This window comes from Kitasatospora sp. NPDC058063, assembly GCF_042885395.1.
Lineage (GTDB): Bacteria > Actinomycetota > Actinomycetes > Streptomycetales > Streptomycetaceae > Kitasatospora > Kitasatospora lactacystinica.
Window position 1 is genome coordinate 1 of sequence record NZ_JBHVSD010000052.1, and the last position, 1692, is coordinate 1692.

Sequence of the window (1692 nt, forward strand, 5' to 3'; positions counted from 1 at the left end):
ACCACCTCGACCAGCAGGGCATCCCGCGCCTGCGTTCCTGGCGAGCCGTCAGTTGAGAGGACGGCGACCAAGATCCCCGACAGAGTCAAGCTGAGAAGTTGTTGGCGATCCCAACTCTGCTGACTGGGCTTCTGCGGTGTCGCACCGAGAGTTGTTGGGGGTGTGGGAGGCTGGTGTCTATGGACACCGTCGATGCCTCCGCCGTTCCTCCTCGCTGTGAGGCTGCGGATCCGCTGGACATCACGCCGTGCGAGGGCCCGGTCGACGCTGTGTTCGTCACCGAGACGTCCCCGCACGGTGTCCTGGAGCACGTGCACATGCTCGAAGAGCTTTCGGCCTGTGTGCACCACGGCGCCCGGGTGCTGGCCTCGATGGTCGGCGGACGGGTGGACGCCGGCCCCCGCGAAAGGGTGGGATGGCCTTCGGGTGCATGCGTCGAGGTCTTCCTGCGGGCGAAGAAGCTGACCGCGTGCGCATGGTTGCGGCCGACCGACCCGGCCTCCATCGCCCGGCAGCAGCTGGCCGTGCGGAACGCCGCGAGGTAGTCAGGACCGGCGAGCCAGGCGCCGGGTCATCACGGTGACGGCGGCCCAAGTGATGAGCGCCTCGCTGTGCCGGGGCAGCCGTTCGTAGTCCCGCGCGTCGCCGCGGGCATGGGTGGTTGTCAGCGTCTTCGGTGGCGGGGTGGCCGTTTGGTGATCTGTTCCACCATGGCGGCCCACTGCGGGTCGGTCTCGCGGATCCGCTGCCACCGCTGCTCGCGCAGTACCGGCCAGTACTCCTCGGTGCGGCGAAGGGCGGCCAGCAACCGCTCCGGGGTGGTGCCGAAGGCCGGTGCGGCCCAGTCGTCCCAGGCGATCCACTCGTCGCGCGCACGGTCGTACCGGGCGCGGGTGCCGCGACGCCCGGTGGTCTCCAACTGCCGGTAGGTCTCCTCGGCGATGCCGAGCCGCCGGGCCATCTCGGCGCGGCTGCGGCCGGCGAACACCCGCAGATGGACCAGACGCTCGTGCTCGAAGGCGCACAGGTCGGCCGGAGCGACGCCGACCGCCCCCGCCAGGCGCACCAGCAGCCCCGGCTTCGGCACGCGCGTCCCGGTGAGATAGAGGCTCACCGCGCGCTCGGTGACCCCGACCTCACGCGCAATCCGGGCAACCGACGCACCGGCGGCCGTGCGCGCGGCCCGCAGGGCAGGAGCGGAGACAAGATCCCGGCAACCTGATGCTTCGCGCCGACGGCGTGACGGGGTGTCCGCTGCGCGGTGGCCCGGCGGCTCCGCTGCGCGGCGCCACCGGCCAGGAGGAGGGTGGGGAGGAGAGCGGCCGGGACGGCCGGTGGCAGGCCACCCTGCGGCTCCCGGTTCAGCCGACGCAATGCGGCCGGTCGAGTCGAACGGACGTTCATGAGCTGCAGGCAGGTGCGGGGAAGTCAGGTAGGAAGCGTGACTTCTCATCGTCGGTGAAGTCACGGGCGACGGCCGTACAGATCCTCCTGATCGCGGTGTCCGGTGCAATGTAGAACTGGACCTGCACCATGCCGTCGTCGCCGACGGTGGCGAGGGTGTACCCGTCCGGGCCGAACGTCGCCGCCGTCACCACACCGGAGTGCTCGGTGAGGTCGGCAGAGGGCTTGCCGGTGGTGGTGTCCCACAGCCGAACGGAGCCTTCGGCATTGACGGTGGCGAGGGTGCGT

Annotated in this window: 3 protein-coding genes; 1 reads left to right on the top strand and 2 read right to left on the bottom strand. The window is 70.8% G+C overall.

Annotation, left to right across the window (positions count from 1 at the left end; all coding sequences use genetic code 11):
• Nucleotides 1-179: 179 nt before the first annotated feature.
• Nucleotides 180-545 (top strand): hypothetical protein, encoded by a 366-nt coding sequence (locus ACFVUY_RS42450; protein ID WP_387737283.1) that lies wholly within the window; start codon nucleotides 180-182, stop codon nucleotides 543-545.
• A gap of 119 nt (nucleotides 546-664) precedes the next feature.
• Here the strand turns inward: ACFVUY_RS42450 and ACFVUY_RS42455 are convergent, their stop codons facing one another.
• On the bottom strand, nucleotides 665-1453 hold the full coding sequence (locus tag ACFVUY_RS42455; protein ID WP_387737293.1) for a helix-turn-helix domain-containing protein: 789 nt from the start codon (nucleotides 1451-1453) through the stop codon (nucleotides 665-667).
• Nucleotides 1401-1692: WD40 repeat domain-containing protein (locus ACFVUY_RS42460; RefSeq protein WP_387737284.1), on the bottom strand; the 292-nt coding region annotated here is incomplete at its 5' end. The genes ACFVUY_RS42455 and ACFVUY_RS42460, both read right to left, overlap by 53 nt.

Coding starts and splice junctions, on each gene's coding strand:
- ACFVUY_RS42455 (WP_387737293.1), bottom strand. CDS start 1,453: ATGAGAAGTCACGCTTCCTACCTGACTTCCCCGCACCTGCCTGCAGCT.
- ACFVUY_RS42450 (WP_387737283.1), top strand. CDS start 180: ATGGACACCGTCGATGCCTCCGCCGTTCCTCCTCGCTGTGAGGCTGCG.